This is a genomic window from Roseobacter litoralis Och 149 (assembly GCF_000154785.2).
GTDB lineage: Bacteria > Pseudomonadota > Alphaproteobacteria > Rhodobacterales > Rhodobacteraceae > Roseobacter > Roseobacter litoralis.
Genome location: NC_015730.1, coordinates 1,180,352 through 1,195,521 on the forward strand (window position 1 = coordinate 1,180,352; position 15,170 = coordinate 1,195,521).

A 15,170-nucleotide genomic window follows, 5' to 3' on the forward strand; every position below is an offset into this window, starting at 1 on the left:
CTTTTTGCCCTCTTCGCTCATATCAAAGGTTACCACCATTTATCCGGCTTGGCCACAAAACCCGCCGCTTGTTCAAGCGCATAGGCGGCGTTCAGCAACTCCGCCTCTTCCCACGGACGACCGATGAGTTGCAGACCAAGCGGCAGGCCGTTTGCATCAAGCCCGCCCGGGACCGCAATTCCGGGCAATCCGGCAAGGTTGACGGTCACGGTAAAGATATCGTTGAGATACATCGCGACCGGATCAGCATCGGTCATTTCGCCCAGTCCAAAGGCCGCCGACGGGGTCGCAGGCGTCAATATCGCGTCGACACCCTGCGCAAAAACGGTTTCAAAGTCCCGCTTGATCAGCGTGCGCACCTTGCGCGCGCGGTTGTAATAGGCGTCGTAAAAACCGGCGGACAGCACATAGGTGCCAACCATCACGCGGCGCTGCACCTCGGGTCCGAAGCCTTCGGCGCGGGTCTTTTCATACATCTCCGTGATGCCATCGCCCTGATCCAGTTTGGCGCGATGCCCATAACGCACACCGTCATAGCGCGCGAGGTTTGACGACGCCTCAGCCGGGGCAATCACGTAATAGGCGGGCAGCGCGTATTTCGTGTGTGGCAGGGAGATGTCGATGATTTCAGCGCCTGCGTCCTTCATCATGGCGATGCCGGTTTGCCACAGCGCTTCGATCTCATCGGGCATGCCGTCCATGCGGTATTCTTTGGGGATGCCGATCTTTTTGCCGCGAATATCTCCGCTCAGCGCCGCCTCGAAATCCGGAACGACCAGATCGGCAGAAGTACTGTCCTTTGGGTCATGACCTGACATCGCCTCCAGCATGATCGCAGCATCGCGCACCGATTTCGTCATCGGCCCCGCCTGATCGAGCGAGGAGGCAAAAGCCACGACCCCCCAGCGTGAACAACGCCCATAGGTCGGTTTGATCCCCACAGTGCCGGTAAAGGCCGCAGGCTGGCGAATGGAGCCGCCGGTATCCGTACCGGTTGCGGCGAGGCATAGATCAGCGGCAACCGCCGCCGCCGAACCGCCCGAAGATCCCCCCGGTGTCAGCGGTTTTTCATCGCCCGCGCGTCGCCACGGATTGATCACATCGCCATAGACCGAGGTTTCGTTGGACGAGCCCATGGCGAATTCGTCCATGTTGAGCTTGCCCAGCATGACCGCACCGGCGTCCACAAGGTTCTGGCTGACGGTGGACTCGTATTCAGGCAAAAAGCCCTCGAGAATACGCGATCCGGCCTGCGACGCCACGCCTTTGGTGCAGAAAAGATCCTTGATGCCGATTGGCAGGCCGCACATCGCAGGGGCCGCCCCTTGTGCCAGACGCGCGTCAGCAGTTGCTGCCCGCTCAAGCGCAAGATCGGCGGTGTGATGCACAAAGGCGTTCAACACGCCTGCATCCTCGATGGCCGCGAGGCAGGCCTCGGTCAGGTCTTTCGACGTGGTTTCTCCTGCGCGCAGCGCATCGCGCGCCTCGGCCAGTCCCAGTTCATTCAGCTTGCTCATTATTCAACCACCTTTGGCACGGCAAAGAACCCTTCGCGGGCATCTGGCGCATTGGACAGGACACGTGCTTGCTGGTCGCCGTCGGTGACAACATCCGCGCGGCGTTTCAACACTTGCGGTGTCACCGATGTCATGGGCTCGACGCCGTCGATATCCACCTCGTTCAGCTGTTCGATAAAGCCGAGAATGGTGTTGAACTCTCCGGCCAGCGCGGGCAATGCGGCTGGTTCAACCTTGATCCGGGCCAGTTTCGCCACGCGGGCGGCGGTGCTTTCATCAATGGACATGCGGGTTCCTCATTTACTTGGCCGCCATGTACCGCGCATGCGCGCCCTTGCCAAGTCTCAGTCTGCGCTGAGCGCTCTACGAAGGGTGGTTGTTTTCGTCCAGGTGCAAAACTTTGCGGCGGTGCGCTGGCGCTTATCGCGTTTCAGGATGATCGGGACCTGAGCGCGCACGCAAGCAAGCGCGGCTTTTGCATGGCTTGCAAACAGGCCAATGGACCGGGGTTCGCGGTCTGAAGATAACGAGTCATCAAATAAAAAGCCTGCCAAGTCAGGTGACTGGCAGGCTTTGTTCTGTAAGCGCTTAAAGCGTGCGACTTATTCTCTGTTTCCGAACAGGGACAACAACATCATGAACATGTTGATGAAGTTCAGGTAAAGGCTCAACGCGCCCATGATACCAGACTTCTGCAGCCACTCGCTGTCGCCATGGTGGGCATGCGCGAGATATGTGTTCTTGATGTTCTGCGTGTCATAGGCTGTGAGGCCCGCAAAGATCAGAACACCCAAGGCAGAGATCGCGAACATGATCGCAGGCGAGCCAAGGAAGATGTTGACGATCGATGCAACCACCAGACCGATCACACCCATGATCAGGAAGCTACCCCAGGCGGAGATGTCTTTCTTGGTCGTGTAGCCCCAAAGGGACAGGCCCGCGAACGCGATAGATGTGATCAGGAAGATCTGAGCGATGGACATGCCGGTGAAGGCGACGAAAATCCACGAGATGGACAATCCCATGACGCCTGCAAACGCGTAGAAGAACAATTGAGCGGCAGCGGCGGACATTTTGTTGATCATTGCGCTAAACGCAAACACCATGCCCAGCGGCGCGAACATGATGATCCAGCCAAGGATGTTCGGCGACAGGGTCACCGGGTCGCGGAAAACCGCCATCAGTTGCGGTGCGGTCCCGACCGCCCATGCCACAGCAAAGGTGATCAACATGCCTATCGACATCGTCGCATAGACTTTATTCATGTGGGCGCGCAAACCCGCATCTATCTGGGCGGCGCGGGATCCGGCAGCGGTCCGGATTGTATTCACGTCAGCCATTTTTTAAGACCTCCAAATTGACGTATCTGGCGCGTCAGATTTTCTACGCGCTCTCGCGATTGAATATCGTGGCGTCTTGCGTCCATTTCAAGGCTTTTCGGTCGGGAATGTGCCGATTTGACCAGATTTGGCTAATGTAGCGTTAATCTCTGGTCAAATCGCGCAATCAGACACAGTTAGCAGCGTTTCCAGGCTGCCGGAACATCCCAAACGGTCAGCTGTGCTTCGCGGTCAGCGTCAACGCGTGAGATCCCGACATCTTCCAGGGCGCGGTCGTCCAGTTTTGCCAGCGCGCGGCGGGATTTCCACAAAGCCAACCGGGTCGAAAGCGCGAGGCGCATTGGCTGTGCTGTGCGTCTTCCCCGGACAATTCCAAAATCAATCAATGCCATGGTCTTTTCCTTTCGATCCTGTGATGCGTTCTCGGTTTGCATCAATCTTCTTGATGTATATGGCAGAGATGATAAGATGTTTAAAACGAATGTTTGTGAAGAAAACCATCAAGGATGCTGATATGAGAAATCTGGACGTCACAACGCTCCGCTCTTTTGTCGCGGTCGCCGATTCTGGCGGCGTCACCCGTGCCGCCGGGTTTCTGCACCTGACGCAATCGGCGGTGTCGATGCAACTCAAACGACTTGAAGAGGTGCTTGACGTCTCTTTGCTGGACCGATCGGGGCGCACCATTGCCTTGACCGCATCGGGAGAGCAGCTGTTGGTCTATGCGCGGCGCATGGTGGCACTGAATGATGAGGTGATCGGCAGGTTGACCGACCAAGCCTATGAGGGCGAAATCGTACTGGGCGTTCCGCATGATATTGTGTACCCGGCGATTCCGCAGGTTTTGAAACAGTTTCACGCGGCTTTCCCGCGGGTAAAGGTGCATCTCGTCTCCTCTTACACACGCGCGCTCAAGGACAAGTTCGGGCGGGGTGAATGTGATGTCATTCTTACGACCGAAACGTCGCTGGATGCGGGCGCGGAAACTTTATGCCGCAAGCCCTTGCGGTGGGTTGGAGCGCCCGGCGGTGCCGCATGGCGGCAAAAACCGCTGAAACTGGCGTTTGGGCGACACTGCACCTTCCGCCCGCGTGTGGTGGAGGCGCTGGATACGGCCGGTATCCTGTGGGATGTCATTGTCGAAACAGAAAGCGACCGCACGATCGAAGCAACGGTCAGCGCCGATCTCGCCGTCCACACGATGATCGAAGGCACTGAGCCGCCACATCTGGAACGGATAGATCACGGCGGAGTTTTGCCTGACTTACCGCAGCAGCAAATCAACCTTTATGGGGCGCAGGGCAGCAAGGGCGTGATTCACGATACATTGGCGGATTATCTGAGGCGCGCATTTTTGGCATCTGAGCAGCCGAGGCTGAAAGCCGTATAGGGGAAGCGAGATTATACGGGAGAGCCCATTGAAGTCAAACGGTAAGCTGAATTCCGCTGATCGAACGATCCGTGGTTTTGGTGGGCTCAGACCCTTTGAAGCGTCACTTTTTCGCCTCAATCCGTATCACTCCCGCACCGCTAGAATCGGCATAAATTGTGCAATTTCCGTCCATTCAACGCCTGATTGTGTCCTAACTGTCGGAAAATCACCGGAAATATCAATTTTTACGCAAATTCGCTGCTTTTAATCCTGCGACGCTAAGCGCAGAATTCGGCACGATAAAACACGTATAGATTGTCTATCGCGCGATTGGGCACAGTGGATGGTGCGGTCTTTGGTATTGATCCAAATGACAACTTTCGTATTGTTGCCCCTATTGGAAAGTATCAGTTGCTGAAACAGTGACACAACTATGTCGGTACTGTGGCGGTGACGCGTTTGTAATTTGGGTAAGAGTGAGGAATATCATATGGCACACCTTGTAGACGTACATGTTGGCAAGCGCATTCGGCAGCGCCGGTGGCTCGTTGGAATGACGCAACAGAAGCTGGCAGAATGTGTTGGTATTAAGTTTCAACAAATTCAGAAATACGAGACTGGCGCGAACCGCGTCAGTGCATCGCGCCTTTGGGACATTGCTGACGCTCTCGACGTAGACGTTGCATTTTTCTTTGAAGGTTTGCGCGAAGAAGCAGGTAAGGATGCGCCAGAGCCGGCATCATCCGTGCCCGCTGACATGATGGGTGACAAAGAGGCGATGGACCTTGTCCGTTCCTATTACGCCATACCTGAAAACCAACGTCGTCGTCTGTTTGAATTGGCGCGCGTTCTAAGCGATGTAGCATAAATTTGCTGACTGTGTTTCGGTAAATTTGCCTGTGCTGCCCCTTGCGAGGGGCGGTATAAACTGGCACGTTCAAACGCCATGAACCTGTCACACACCCACCTTCACGAAATCGATGCGGTCGCCAACCAGTTGGCTGACGCGGCACGCGCGGTTATTCTTCCATTTTTCCGGTCGCCGTCACTGACGCAGGACAATAAACTGGCCGGTGGGTATGATCCTGTGACCGAGGCGGATCGCGCGGCGGAGCAGGAAATGCGTGGCCTCTTGGCGCAGATGCGCCCGGACGACGCCATTTTGGGAGAGGAGCTTGGTTACACGTCCGGCACAACCGGCCTGACATGGGTGCTGGACCCGATTGACGGGACGCGCGGGTTTGTCAGCGGGACGCCGACATGGGGTGTCCTGATCGCGGTGCGCGATGCAATTGGACCGTTTTACGGACTGATCGATCAGCCATATATTGGCGAGAGGTTCATTGGCACACCCACTGCTGCCCATATGACAGGGCCGTCGGGCCCCAGTCCCTTAACGACCCTGCCACCGCGTGCGTTGTCGCAAGCCACGGTGTTCACCACCTTTCCCGAAGTCGGCAGCCCGGCGGAAAGAGAGGCCTTTCAACAGGTCGCAGGTCAGGCAAAGCTCACGCGGTATGGTATGGATTGCTATGCCTATGCCCTGCTGGCCAGCGGGCAGATCGATCTGGTCATCGAGGCCGGCTTGCAGGCTTATGACATTCAAGCACCGATTGCTGTGGTGCAGGCAGCGGGTGGAATTGTGACCGATTGGGATGGTGGACCTGCACATGAGGGCGGTCGTGCAATCGCCGCCGCCAATGCCGACATTCACAAGCAGGCGCTTGATATCCTGAAAAGTTGTGGGCAGTGACCATCCGGGCGATCAAGAATGCAGATGTGATCGTGACGATGGACGATGCGCGCAGAAAGCTCGCGGGCGCGGACATCGTGATTGATGGCGGTGCAATTCGTGCAATCGGGCCAGGTGCCGCCGGCGATCTGCCCGCGATGGATGCGCGCGGCTGTGTGATCACGCCCGGTCTGGTGAATACGCACCACCATCTTTACCAGTCTTTGACCCGTACCGTGCCGGAGGGGCAGGATGCGCTGTTGTTCGGGTGGTTGCAGACCCTCTATCCGATCTGGGGAAAGTTCACGCCGGATCATATGTTTACTTCAGCGCAGGTGGGGTTGATTGAGCTGGCGCTTTCGGGATGCAGCCTGAGCAGTGATCACCTTTACCTTTACCCCAATGGGACCCGGCTGGAAGATACCATCCATGCCGCCCGTGAGGTTGGCCTGCGATTCCAGCCAACGCGCGGTGCGATGAGCATTGGTATCTCCGACGGTGGTTTGCCGCCCGATACGCTCGTCGAGAAAGAAGCGGATATTCTTGAGGACTGCATCCGTGTGATCGATGCCTTTCACGATGCGGCGCCGTCTTCGATGTGTCGAGTCGGGGTTGCGCCATGTTCGCCATTTTCGGTCAGCCGCGAGCTTATGCGCGATGCCGCTCTGCTCGCGCGGGACAAAGGCGTGATGATGCACACGCATCTGGCGGAAAACGACGAAGACATCGCCTATTCGCTCGCGAATTTTGGCTGTCGCCCCGGTCAATATGCCGAAAGCCTTGGTTGGGTTGGTCCGGATGTGTGGCATGCGCATTGCGTCAAACTGGATGCCGCCGAGATTAAACTCTTTGCCGACACATCGACGGGTATCGCGCATTGTCCCTGCTCGAATTGCCGTCTTGGCAGTGGGATAGCGCCGATCCGCAAGATGCGGGATGCGCAGGTGCCGGTGGGCCTTGGCGTTGATGGCTCTGCAAGCAATGATGCAGGCAACCTGATCGCAGAGGCGCGGCAGGCCATGTTGTTGCAACGTGTGGCATCTGGTGCAGACGCCATGAGCGCTGACGAAGCGCTGGAGATCGCAACACGCGGGGGCGCGGATGTTCTGGGGCGTCCCGAATGCGGCCGTCTGCAGGTGGGCGCGCGCGCGGACATCGCCATCTGGGACATGGGTGGCATTGAGGCCGCAGGCAGTTGGGATCCATCCGCGTTGCTGCTCGCGGGGCCCACAACGGTCAGAGACCTGATTGTCGAGGGGCGGGACGTCGTGCGCGACGGCCAGATGGTCACGATCAACACCAGTGCCGTGATCGCGCGCCAGAACGATTTGGTGCAGGGTTTGCGTGACGGGATGTGAAGGGTCGGGCGATTAGCCTGTGACCCACCGTTTTCCAGCGATCCAGACATCCGCAATAGCCCGGTCATCGCCCATCATGATCGTGGGAAAAATCGCTTCCCAGACGTTTTCCGCTTCGGCCGCGCGTTGGGCAATCGCCGGGGTGGAGGCCAGATCAAGGATCGTCAGGTCGGCTTCATACCCCGGTGCGAGGGTGCCGATTGTGTCCTGCAAATGCAACGCACGCGCCGACCCGGCAGTCGCCAGATAAAGCAATTGGGCCGGATGCAACGCGGTGCCGCGCAGTTGGGCGACCTCGTAAGCGGCGGCCATGGTGCGCAACATGGAAAACGACGACCCACCACCGGTATCCGTCGCCAACCCCAAAGGCACTGACCGCGCAGCGAGCCCTGCCACATCCATCAACCCTGACCCGATAAAGGTGTTCGAGGTCGGGCAATGCACAAGGGCCGCGCCAGTTTCGGCGATGCGGTCAATTTCGCGAGACTCAAGGTGAATGGCGTGGCCAAAAACCGCGCGTTCGCCGATCAGACCATACATTTCGTACGTGTCGAGATAATCGCGCGCTGTCGGGAAAAGCCCCCGCGCCCATTCGATTTCCGGCACCTGTTCGCTCAGATGCGTTTGCATCAGGCAGGTCGGATGCTCCGCCCAAAGCGCACCCAGAGCCTCCAGTTGCGCAGGCGTTGATGTAGGCGAAAACCGCGGCGTGATCGCATATTGCGCACGCCCCCGGCCATGCCAGTGTTCCAGCAGCGATTTGCTCTCGTCATAGGCGCGCTGGGCGGTATCACACAGCGCGTCCGGCGCGTTGCGATCCATACAGGTCTTCCCGGCGATCGTGCGCAGGTTCCGCGTTTCAGCAGCCTCGAAAAACGCATCCACGCTCGCGGGGTGCGATGTTGCATAGGAACACACCGTGGTGGTGCCATGCGCCAAACTCAGATCCAGATAGCGATCCGCGATGATGCCCGCATAGTCAGGATCAGACAGACGCAGTTCTTCGGGAAAGGTATATGTATTCAGCCAGTCGATCAGCTGTTTCCCCCAACTGGCAATAATGGCCGTCTGCGGGTAATGAACATGGGCGTCGACAAAACCGGGACATATCAACCTGTCACCATAGTCCGTGACCCGGGCCTGCGGGTGTTGCCTGCGCAATGCGCTTGCTTTCCCGACCTGTTCAATGCGCCCGTCTTTGAGCAAGACGGCGCTGTCACGCGTGACGGCCACAGCCTCTTGCCAAGGCGATGTCATCGGGTTTCCGCTGACGTCGAAGGTTTGTCCAAGGATTAAATCACATACGCTCATACCCAACTCTTAGGGACTTGCTGTGCGGACAGCAACGATCATTGGGCGGACCATTGTAACCATATTGGCGCGCGCCTATTGTCGGGTTTGCATCAGGAGGACGCAGATGTCGGAGCAAACCGAACCAGTACCAATTGAGCTTGAGGACGCCGCCTATGTGCTGGGTCCCAAGGCGATATCAGCCATCCTCTATGCTGTGGATATCGAGGATCAGGCCAAGCTCACAGAGCTGATGGAGCCGCTGCACCCTGCGGACATCGCGGACCTTCTGGAACAGATCAACGCATTCGATCGCTCTCGGCTGATCCGGCTTTATGATCGCGAGTTTGACGGGGAAATCCTTTCGGAGCTGGATGAAAGCATCCGCGAAGAGGTCATTGGCGTTCTGACGCCGCAGGTTTTGACGCAAGCGGTCCGCGAGATGGACAGCGACGATGTGGTCGATCTGGTCGAGGATCTGGAGGATCATCAGCAAGAAACGATCCTTGATGCGCTTGAGGACGTGGACCGCGCGGCTGTGCAGCAGGCTCTGGGGTATCCGGAGTATTCCGCCGGGCGCCTGATGCAGCGAGAAGTCGTCATGGCACCGGAGCATTGGACCGTTGGCGAGGCGATTGACCATTTGCGCGCCACGCCCGAAGAGGAATTGCCGGATCAGTTTTACCACATCGTGATCGTGGATCCGCGCCTGCATCCGGTAGGGAATGTCACGCTTGGCAAGCTGATGCGGTCGCGGCGTGAAACCAAGCTGATGGATTTGCTGGAAGAAACCTTCCAGATCATACCTGCAACGCAAGAAGAATCCGACGTTGCCTATGCGTTCAATCAATATCACCTGATTTCGGCCCCCGTGGTTGATGAGGAGGGGCGATTGATCGGCATTATCACCATAGACGATGCCATGGCGGTTCTGGATGAAGAACACGAGGAAGACATCCTGCGGCTCGCCGGGGTCGGGGAGGGCTCCTTGTCGGACCGTGTCTCAGAAACGACCAAGCAGCGGTTGCCATGGTTGGCTGTGAACTTGCTGACGGCCATTGCTGCCTCTCTGGTGATTGCCCAGTTTGAAGCGGCCATCGCGCAGATCGTCGCGTTGGCGGTGCTGATGCCGATTGTGGCCTCGATGGGAGGGAATGCTGGCACGCAGTCGCTGACCGTGGCGGTGCGCGCATTGGCGACCAAGGACCTCACCGGGGCAAACGTCTGGCGCGTGATCAGGCGCGAAGTTCTGGTCGGCGCGATCAACGGGCTGATTTTTGCGGTGGTGATCGGCATTGTCGGTGTAATCTGGTTTGGCTCACCGGCCTTGGGATTTGTCATCGCAATCGCGATGGTCATCAACATGATTGTTGCCGGGCTTGCAGGCACGGCTATTCCGGTCATTTTAGATCGGATCGGAATTGACCCCGCACTGGCCTCCGGCGCATTCGTAACGACCGTCACGGATGTGGTGGGCTTTTTCGCCTTCCTTGGAATTGCAGTTATGGTGCTATTGTGACGGATATGACCGAAATCAAAGCGGCCGCGCGAAAGGCTGCCTTTGCGCGTCGCGAAGCGGCGCATGCGAACAATAAAGGGACCGGCGCGGCGCTGTTGTCGAGTGTGCTGGCGGGCTATCGCGGGGTGCCCACGGCTGGTTATATGCCAATCCGTTCGGAAATTGACCCTATGCCTGCCATGATCGAGGCGGCGGCGCATGGCCCGGTTGGTGTACCGGTGATCATCGGCGCGGGTCAGCCGCTTCGCTTTGCCCGCTGGGAGCCTGATATGAAAATGATCAGCGGTGCATTCGGCGTTCAGATTCCTGAGCACGCAGAGTTTTTTGAACCTGAAATTGTGATTGCACCTCTTGTGGCCTTTGATACGCAAGGCGGGCGGCTGGGGTACGGCGGCGGGTTTTATGATCGCACGCTTGAAGGTTTGAGGGCGAAACGCGCAACGCTCGCTGTTGGGTTTGCCTATGCAGCGCAGATTTCAGACACGCTACCACTGGAGTCGACGGACCAACCGTTGGATGCCATCGTAACCGAACAGAAAATCTATGATTTTCGCTTAGGAACAGTATAAAGCACGACCTTTAGAATATTGTGATTGTCTTGTTCGACCGCAGCCCTGTTTCATCTGCGTTCGGCGCGTTCAAAAAGGCGCAGCACGCATCACGACGCTGTCCCAGAGATCAGGTCCGGCCCCTGCGCTTGCCGAGCTTTGGGTTGGACCAGTCGCGGTGCTTGCGCCAGTCCCTTGCGTTTGAGTGAGAAAAATTTCCCCCGCCTCTTGCCCTGATCGTATCGCGGGCCTAGGCATCTTGCATGAAGATTTTGTTTCTTGGCGACGTCATGGGCAGGGCCGGACGGCGCGCGATCACAGAAAACCTGCCGCGATTGAGGCAGGAATGGCGGTTGGATTTCGTTGTGGTGAACAGCGAAAACGCGACCTCCGGCATGGGGCTCTCGGGCAGCCATGCAAAAACCCTGCTTGACGCAGGCGCAGATTGCCTGACGTTGGGCGATCACGCCTTTGATCAAAAGGACATGCTGCAGTTCATCCAGCACGAACCGCGCATCCTGAGGCCCCTCAATTTTTCCAAGGCCGCGCCCGGCAAAGGCGCGCGTTTGTTCACCGCACAAAATGGGCGCAAGGTTCTGGTGGCGCAGGTCCTGGGGCAGGTGTTTATGAAACGCCCCTTTGACGATCCGTTCTCGGCCCTTGAACCGGTGCTGAAAACCCATCCACTGGGCGGGCAGGCGTCAGCCGCGCTTGTTGACATTCACTGCGAAGCGACCTCGGAAAAAATGGCGCTTGGGCATTTTTGCGATGGCCGGGTCAGCCTTGCGGTTGGCACGCATACCCATGTGCCAACGGCGGATGCAATGGTGTTGCCGGGGGGCACGGGGTATTTGACGGACGCAGGCATGTGCGGGGATTATCATTCGGTGATCGGCATGGAAAAAACCGAACCCCTGCGGCGCTTTATTACAGGCATGCCCAAGGACCGATTTACGCCCGCGACGGGCACTGCGACCCTGTCAGGTGTCTATGTAGAGACAGATGACCGCACTGGAAAAGCAACCCGGATCGCCATGGTGCGAGACGGTGGGATACTGCAACCAGCCGCGCCATGACCCGCCGTGAAACGGTGTTTTTCAGCTTTGTGCTGGTGCTGCTGGGGGCCGGGTGGGGCGTAACGATCCCGCTTACAAAAATAGCTGTCTCAAGCGGTTTTGGCCATTTCGGGCTGATTTTCTGGCAGCTCTTGATCGGATCGGTGCTGATGGCAGTTTTATGCGCAGTGCGCGGCAAGGGATTGCCCGTCAATTGGTCGACATTGCGCGTCTTTGCCATTGTCGCGCTGATCGGGACGTTGATACCGAATACAGCGTCCTTTCAGGCGGCGGTTCACGTGCCGGCCGGTATTATGGCAATTCTGTTGTCGATGATCCCGATGTTCGCCTTTCCCATTGCATTGCTCCTGCGGCTCGACAGCTTTTCATGGAGACGCCTATCGGGATTGTTTGCGGGTCTTCTGGGTGTTCTGATCATCGTCATGCCGGGGGTAAGCGCGGCGCTTGCCGCCCCGGTGTTTTGGCTGCTGGTCGCAATGATCGCTGGTCTTTGCTATGCGATGGAAGGGAATGTGGTGGCCAAATGGGGCACTGCCGGTCTGGATGCGGTACAGGTCCTTTTCGGGGCATCGCTGTTGGGGACAGTGGTCATTTTGCCCGTGACCCTTGCATCGGGACAGTTCATCGCCCCGGCCGACCTGAACACAACATCGGGCCATGCCTTGATGGGGGCCTCGGTTGCGCATGTGCTGGTCTACGCAGGGTATGTCTGGCTGGTTGGTCGGGCGGGACCTGTGTTTACTGTGCAGGTCAGCTATCTGGTTACGGGCTTTGCGCTTTTGTGGGCCAAGGTCATACTTGCCGAAGCCTACCCGCCTGCGGTTTGGGCAGCTTTGGCGCTTATGTTTGTCGGCATGTACCTTGTACAGCCGCGGAGCAAAGGCGGGCTTGCTCAAGCCTGACCGATCAGCGACAGTGACCGTCAGGCCAGCAAAGCACGGAGCGCTTCTGCATTGATAAACCTCTTTCAGCTTCCCGCACAGGCAGCGCCGCTCCTGACACTTGCTGTTGTGGGCATCATGTTCGTTTTGTTTGTCCGCGAAACATTCCCAACCGAGGTTGTTGCAATTGCGGGCGCGGCCTTGATGCTGGTCATGGGGGTATTGCCCTACGACGATGCGCGCGCCGTCCTGAGCAACCCAGCGCCCTGGACAATCGCCGCGATGTTCATCGTCATGGGGGCCTTGGTGCGCACCGGCGCGTTGGATGTGTTGACGCGGGCAGCGGAAAAACAGGCAAAGGTCCGCCCCAAATCCGCGGTTGCCGGGGTGATTTTATCCGTCATGGGGGCCTCTGCGATCATGAACAACACGCCTGTCGTCGTGGTTATGATACCGATCGTTGTGCAGTTGAGCAAAACACTTGGCGTAAAGGCGTCCAAACTGCTGATTCCTTTGAGCTATGCGGCCATCATGGGCGGTTCGCTCACGTTGCTTGGCACCTCGACAAACCTGTTGGTCGATGGGGTGGCCCGCACCGAGGGGCTCGCGCCGTTTACGATTTTTGAAATCATGCCAATTGGGTTGGTGGTTTGCGCCTGGGGTCTGATCTATCTCGCCTTTATCGCGCCGCGTATTTTGCCGGACCGTGACAGTATGGCGAACATGCTGACGGACCGATCAAAGATGAAATTCTTCACCGAAGCGGTCATTCCGCCGGACAGCAACCTGATTGGGCGCGCGGTACTTGGGGTGCAACTGTTCAAACGTGAGGGCGTGCGTTTGATTGATGTCGTGCGTGGAGACCTATCTTTGCGCCGCGACCTGAAGGCTGTTGAACTGGAGGTCGGCGACCGGGTGGTTTTGCGTACGCAAATGACCGAACTGCTGAGCCTGCAAACTAACAAGGAATTGCGCCGCGTGGATCAGGTGTCTGCGGTGGAAACGACCACCGTTGAGGTGTTGATCACGCCGGGGTGTCGCATGGTCGGGCGCTCTCTGGGGGGGATGCGCCTGCGTCGACGGTATGGCGTTTATCCGTTGGCCGTGCACCGTCGGAACCAGAACATCGGGCAGAAGTTGGATTCTCTGATCGTCAAGGTCGGTGATACCCTGCTGCTGGAGGGGGCGCCGGCGGATATTCAGCGGCTTGCCGATGATATGGATGTTGTTGACGTCTCGCACCCCACGGAACGGGCGTATCGGCGCAGCCATGCGCCCATCGCCATCGCAGCACTTGCCGGGATCGTTGCCTTTGCTGCGTTTAACGTCGCGCCCATTTTGCTCTTGGCCGTCGTCGCGGTGGCGGTCGTGTTGGTGACGGGGTGCATTGATGCGGATGAAGCGTTCTCCTTTGTCGAAGGGCGGCTGCTCGCATTGATCTTTTCGATGCTGACGATCGGCGCGGCGCTGCAGCAATCAGGGGCCATCGCATTGATTGTCGACAGTATTTCGCCCACCTTGATGATGATGCCGCCCGCCGTCGTCGTGCTGGTGGTGTTTGCGATGACGTCCACCTTGACTGAAATTGTGTCCAACAATGCGGTTGCGGTCATTATGACTCCGCTCGCGATTGGGTTGGGTACGGCTTTAGGATTGGACCCGCGCCCCTTGGTTGTCGCAGTGATGATCGCGGCGTCTTGTGCCTTTGCCACCCCGATCGGATACCAGACCAACACCCTTGTCTATGGTCCCGGTGGGTACCGGTTTACCGACTTTACGCGGGTGGGTTTGCCGTTGAATTTAAGCATGGCAGTGATCGTGTCACTCGTCATTCCGCTGATTTGGCCGCTTTGAAACATGGCCTATTAGTGCAGTGTTCAACCCCTAGACCACTGGCGGCTCACCAAAGGAAACAGTGCTGCCGTCTTTGTCGAGCAGGGACCACCGGGCGACAACGAAATGGTAGGACCCCGTTTCCCAACCGCTATCATCAATTTGCCTGCTGCGTCGCCAAGCGCCTTCAACGCGGACGGGCAGCCTGATTTTGTCTACGTCAGGCGGCCGGCCGCCAGCATCGGAGGCTTTTTTGCGCGCGATCGACATCAGTGCTTTGAGTTGTGCTTCCAATGGACCGACTTCAGCCGTTCGACGACCGGAAAAGAAAATATCGATTTCGGTTTTCCTGTCGACAAACCCGCGCACAATAAGATCATCCCGGCTATTTCGGCGCATTTGCGGAATAAGCTCAAGCATTTGCTGGCATATTGCAGTTTTGAAAAGCCCAGCATCCTCATAGGCGGGTGTAACTTCACCGGCGTTTCTGCGTGACTGATACATTTCGTTTCTTGAGTATGAAAGCATGTTCCGGGCCTGTCCTTGAACCACATTAGACCTTAGTCTTTGACCCGTTAAAGAATGGTTTCGTGTCGCGATTTAGTTCCCGGTCAGGACTTTTGAACTCGGATGCGGCAGCCACCGACCGGACATACTATTCGCGAGCCAGATAAGAGCATCGCAGAGGGGGCCCAGCCCATGCA

At 57.7% G+C, this 15,170-nt stretch carries 15 protein-coding genes; 10 read left to right on the forward strand and 5 right to left on the reverse strand.

Annotated elements, in window-relative coordinates; translation table 11 throughout:
• Nucleotides 1-29 precede the first annotated feature (29 nt).
• From gatA to RLO149_RS23085, 4 genes are all read right to left on the reverse strand, one after another.
• The gene (gene gatA / locus RLO149_RS05505; RefSeq protein ID WP_013961086.1) at nt 30-1,517 is read right to left on the reverse strand and encodes an Asp-tRNA(Asn)/Glu-tRNA(Gln) amidotransferase subunit GatA; all 1,488 of its coding nucleotides are present in this window, start codon (nt 1,515-1,517) and stop codon (nt 30-32) included.
• Nucleotides 1,517-1,804, reverse strand: a complete 288-nt coding sequence (gatC, locus tag RLO149_RS05510) for an Asp-tRNA(Asn)/Glu-tRNA(Gln) amidotransferase subunit GatC (RefSeq protein ID WP_013961087.1) — start codon at nt 1,802-1,804, stop codon at nt 1,517-1,519. The genes gatA and gatC overlap by 1 nt, the downstream gene beginning before the upstream one ends.
• A 315-nt stretch (nt 1,805-2,119) precedes the next feature.
• On the reverse strand, nt 2,120-2,857 hold the full coding sequence (locus tag RLO149_RS05520; protein ID WP_013961089.1) for a Bax inhibitor-1/YccA family protein: 738 nt from the start codon (nt 2,855-2,857) through the stop codon (nt 2,120-2,122).
• Between the two features lie 176 nt (nt 2,858-3,033).
• Entirely contained in the window at nt 3,034-3,249 is a 216-nt protein-coding gene (locus RLO149_RS23085) for a DUF1127 domain-containing protein (protein ID WP_044025552.1), read from the reverse strand.
• A gap of 122 nt (nt 3,250-3,371) precedes the next feature.
• On the opposite strand from RLO149_RS23085, the gene RLO149_RS05530 reads away from it, so the two are divergent.
• The 4 genes from RLO149_RS05530 (at nt 3,372) to RLO149_RS05545 (ending at nt 7,319) form a co-directional block, all read left to right on the forward strand.
• Nucleotides 3,372-4,247, forward strand: a complete 876-nt coding sequence (locus RLO149_RS05530) for a LysR family transcriptional regulator (RefSeq protein ID WP_013961091.1) — start codon at nt 3,372-3,374, stop codon at nt 4,245-4,247.
• 472 nt (nt 4,248-4,719) lie between these two features.
• Nucleotides 4,720-5,097 (forward strand): helix-turn-helix domain-containing protein, encoded by a 378-nt coding sequence (locus tag RLO149_RS05535; protein ID WP_013961093.1) that lies wholly within the window; start codon nt 4,720-4,722, stop codon nt 5,095-5,097.
• Nucleotides 5,098-5,175: 78 nt separating this feature from the next.
• Nucleotides 5,176-5,982 carry a histidinol-phosphatase gene (gene hisN, locus RLO149_RS05540; protein WP_013961094.1) on the forward strand — a complete coding sequence of 269 codons (807 nt, stop codon included), beginning with the start codon at nt 5,176-5,178 and terminating at the stop codon, nt 5,980-5,982.
• Nucleotides 5,979-7,319: an 8-oxoguanine deaminase gene (locus RLO149_RS05545; protein ID WP_044025224.1), complete on the forward strand. Its 1,341-nt coding sequence runs from the start codon at nt 5,979-5,981 to the stop codon at nt 7,317-7,319. The genes hisN and RLO149_RS05545 overlap by 4 nt, the downstream gene beginning before the upstream one ends.
• Before the next feature lie 12 nt (nt 7,320-7,331).
• On the opposite strand, the gene guaD is transcribed toward RLO149_RS05545, so the two are convergent.
• Complete coding sequence (gene guaD, locus RLO149_RS05550) at nt 7,332-8,630, reverse strand: guanine deaminase (protein ID WP_013961096.1); 1,299 nt, start codon at nt 8,628-8,630, stop codon at nt 7,332-7,334.
• A gap of 106 nt (nt 8,631-8,736) precedes the next feature.
• Here guaD and mgtE point away from each other — a divergent pair, with 106 nt between their 5' ends.
• From mgtE to RLO149_RS23515, 6 genes are all read left to right on the forward strand, one after another.
• The gene (gene mgtE / locus RLO149_RS05555; RefSeq protein ID WP_013961097.1) at nt 8,737-10,128 is read left to right on the forward strand and encodes a magnesium transporter; all 1,392 of its coding nucleotides are present in this window, start codon (nt 8,737-8,739) and stop codon (nt 10,126-10,128) included.
• Nucleotides 10,125-10,697, forward strand: a complete 573-nt coding sequence (locus tag RLO149_RS05560; RefSeq protein ID WP_044025225.1) for a 5-formyltetrahydrofolate cyclo-ligase — start codon at nt 10,125-10,127, stop codon at nt 10,695-10,697. The genes mgtE and RLO149_RS05560 overlap by 4 nt, the downstream gene beginning before the upstream one ends.
• A gap of 242 nt (nt 10,698-10,939) precedes the next feature.
• Nucleotides 10,940-11,752, forward strand: coding sequence for a TIGR00282 family metallophosphoesterase (locus tag RLO149_RS05565; protein ID WP_013961099.1), 813 nt, complete (start codon nt 10,940-10,942; stop codon nt 11,750-11,752).
• Entirely contained in the window at nt 11,749-12,654 is a 906-nt protein-coding gene (locus tag RLO149_RS05570) for a DMT family transporter (RefSeq protein WP_013961100.1), read from the forward strand. The genes RLO149_RS05565 and RLO149_RS05570 overlap by 4 nt, the downstream gene beginning before the upstream one ends.
• A 51-nt stretch (nt 12,655-12,705) precedes the next feature.
• A complete protein-coding gene (locus RLO149_RS05575; protein WP_013961101.1) occupies nt 12,706-14,487 on the forward strand; it encodes an SLC13 family permease in 1,782 nt (593 codons plus the stop codon).
• A 105-nt stretch (nt 14,488-14,592) separates the two neighbouring features.
• Nucleotides 14,593-14,961 carry a hypothetical protein gene (locus tag RLO149_RS23515; RefSeq protein WP_148264312.1) on the forward strand — a complete coding sequence of 123 codons (369 nt, stop codon included), beginning with the start codon at nt 14,593-14,595 and terminating at the stop codon, nt 14,959-14,961.
• Nucleotides 14,962-15,170: the final 209 nt, after the last annotated feature.